The sequence below is a fragment of the Helicobacter didelphidarum genome, assembly GCF_003364195.1.
In the GTDB taxonomy this organism is placed as follows: domain Bacteria; phylum Campylobacterota; class Campylobacteria; order Campylobacterales; family Helicobacteraceae; genus Helicobacter_A; species Helicobacter_A didelphidarum.
This window is the reverse complement of sequence record NZ_NXLQ01000092.1, coordinates 1-2,406: the sequence shown is the minus strand read 5'-3', so window position 1 is coordinate 2,406 and position 2,406 is coordinate 1. Positions and strand designations below refer to the sequence as shown.

General features: G+C 29.8%; 3 protein-coding genes and 1 pseudogene. All 4 read left to right on the top strand.

All coding sequences use genetic code 11. The annotated features are described in order from the left end of the window. Positions 1-113: 113 nt before the first annotated feature. Positions 114-620 carry a hypothetical protein gene (locus CQA53_RS10945; RefSeq protein ID WP_115543968.1) on the top strand — a complete coding sequence of 169 codons (507 nt, stop codon included), beginning with the start codon at positions 114-116 and terminating at the stop codon, positions 618-620. Position 621: 1 nt separating this feature from the next. Continuing rightward, positions 622-1,248: a hypothetical protein gene (locus CQA53_RS12675; protein WP_181882466.1), complete on the top strand. Its 627-nt coding sequence runs from the start codon at positions 622-624 to the stop codon at positions 1,246-1,248. Beyond that, positions 1,248-1,820: a hypothetical protein gene (locus tag CQA53_RS10935; RefSeq protein WP_115543967.1), complete on the top strand. Its 573-nt coding sequence runs from the start codon at positions 1,248-1,250 to the stop codon at positions 1,818-1,820. The genes CQA53_RS12675 and CQA53_RS10935 overlap by 1 nt, the downstream gene beginning before the upstream one ends. A gap of 9 nt (positions 1,821-1,829) precedes the next feature. Further along, a pseudogene (locus CQA53_RS10930) lies at positions 1,830-2,406 on the top strand (lipase family protein); the annotation flags it as partial.

The following is a 2,406-nucleotide window of genomic DNA, read 5'->3' as shown; positions in this document are numbered from 1 at the left end:
CCTACAACCTCTATGATATACTTAGCCTCCTTTATTCTTCAAACTCCTACTATACTTATATAGTATCTAGTGATATAGAAAATCTAAGTGTAGCTGATAAAGAGGTGGCATAGATGACTAAAGAAAACTTACTCTTAAAGCTCAAAGAAATATTTACAATAAAAAGAATCTTAATATCCCTAGTATCTTTATTTTTTATCTTATTCTTTGTGGGTGGGTGTTCATTTAGACTTATGGATTGGCAATATTATAAGTTTGTAAAACTATGCAAGAAGCCAAATAAAGCAATTATTTACAATAAAAACATATATGACCTATATATAAAAGCTGATAAACAAATAAATTTTTATCAAGGTGAAAAGTTCTATGATAAAAATACGAATCAAACTTTTTATGTAGATAGTTTTTTACTTAAAGGAAGGTATGTAAATGAAATTTCTAGTAGCTTAAGTGAAAGTAGAAATATTGTTTATTATAATAAACAACCATTCTACGAATACTCATCATATTGGTATAAAGAAACAGGTTTGTTTTTGTCAGGCGATGAAGGAGCTGGATTTATTTGGAAAAATAATCGAACATTATATTGTAAAGAAAATATAATAGAAGTAAGGAGATAACATGACAAATAAAACAAATGAAGCTAAACTAGACTTAGTCAAAAAGTTTTTAGACTATGCACATATTGCAAATGCGAGTTATGCGATGCTTCATTACACTGAAAAAAAGTATGAACTTGGTAAAGACGACAAAAGTGATGGCTTAAAATTAGGCGACAAACTCAACAACACTACCACTAATACCACTTACGCTCGTTGTATCGAAGCACGCTTTAATCAAGATAAAATCATAGGCAAAGAGGGTGATTATTGTTTTCCTTTCACAAAAGCTTGTTTATCAAGCAAAGATAAAACACTATCCAACAATCCTGCCAATGTTGCCTTAGACGCTCCTTTATCTCAAGAAACCATAGAATTTACTAATCGCTACAAACTCCTAGCCCATCAGCAAAATACTGCAAGTGGCTTTAGTGCTACTTTGTTTGAGGATAGAGGGGAGCTTATCGATAAAGAAACAAATACAAGAAAGGTAGATGAAGATTCTAAATATGTTCTCGCTATTCGTGGCACAGAATTCCCAAATGATATAATAAATGATATTCTTGATGCTGATAAGGATTTAGCCTTTGGAATCTTACCTAAAAATCAATATCTTGATATGCTGAAGTTTTATTTAGAGAATCTCTAATGTGGTTTTTATTCTTTTTTATTGTTATTCCATTGGTGCTTTTTGTAGGATTGTATCTTTTTAGTGTAATTGTAATATTTTTAATCAATAAAATACTTCATAAAAAATACTCTCAATATCTTTCTTTGATACTCCCTTGTCTTTCATCTATCTTTTATTTTATGCTCATTATGGGTGGAATCTCATTGAAATCCATAGACCCGCAATATTATGAGTTCAAGAGGTTGTGTGAGAATGCTAAAAACAAAAAGATGGTATATGATGAGGAATTATACAGAATTTACAAAACTCTGGATGGTCAAACTTCTTACCCAAAAACCTACTATGATGAAAAAATGCAACAAAAATATTTGATGACAGATTTTAGAAAAAAAGATGATAGCCAACAACAAGAAATTTCTAGTAGAATAATTGAATTACAAAATATCTTATATTACATTCACAATGACAATCCATTTTTATACTATAAACAATATTATTATAGATATTATGGTATATTCCTAAAAGGTGATGAAGGTGCTGGATGGTACATAGATTTTGATAGGAAAAGATTGGAATGCAAAGGTTATTAAGGATATTAGATGGATAAAAACATTCAAACACATAATGCAAATTTAGATTTAGTTAAAAAGTTTTTAGATTATGCACATGTAGCAAATGCGAGTTATGCAATGTTGCATTATATATACGAAAATGCAGAAAACGAAAAAGAAGCAAAAGCTGATAACTTAACTTTTAAAGATAAGTTAGAACAAGATATTGAAGTAATGGGTTTAGACAATAAACCAAAAATTAAACCAAAAGGCACTAACACAGCTTATGCGTGTGCTATCGAAGCACGCTTTGCTAAAGATAAAATCTATAAAACAACACTAGGGTTTATTAATTCTACACTAGATAACAATCCTGCTAATGTTTCTTTAGACGCTCCTTTATCTCAAGAAACTATAGAATTTACTAATCGATATAGATTACTTCATCATCAGCCAAATACTACAAATGGCTTTAGTGGCACGCTATTTGAGGACACACAAGATTCTAATCAAAAAATAATGGTGTTTCGTGGCACAGAATTCCCAAATGATATAATAAATGATATTTTTGATGCAGATAAGGATTTAGCCTTTGGAATCTTACCTAAAAATCAATATCTTGATA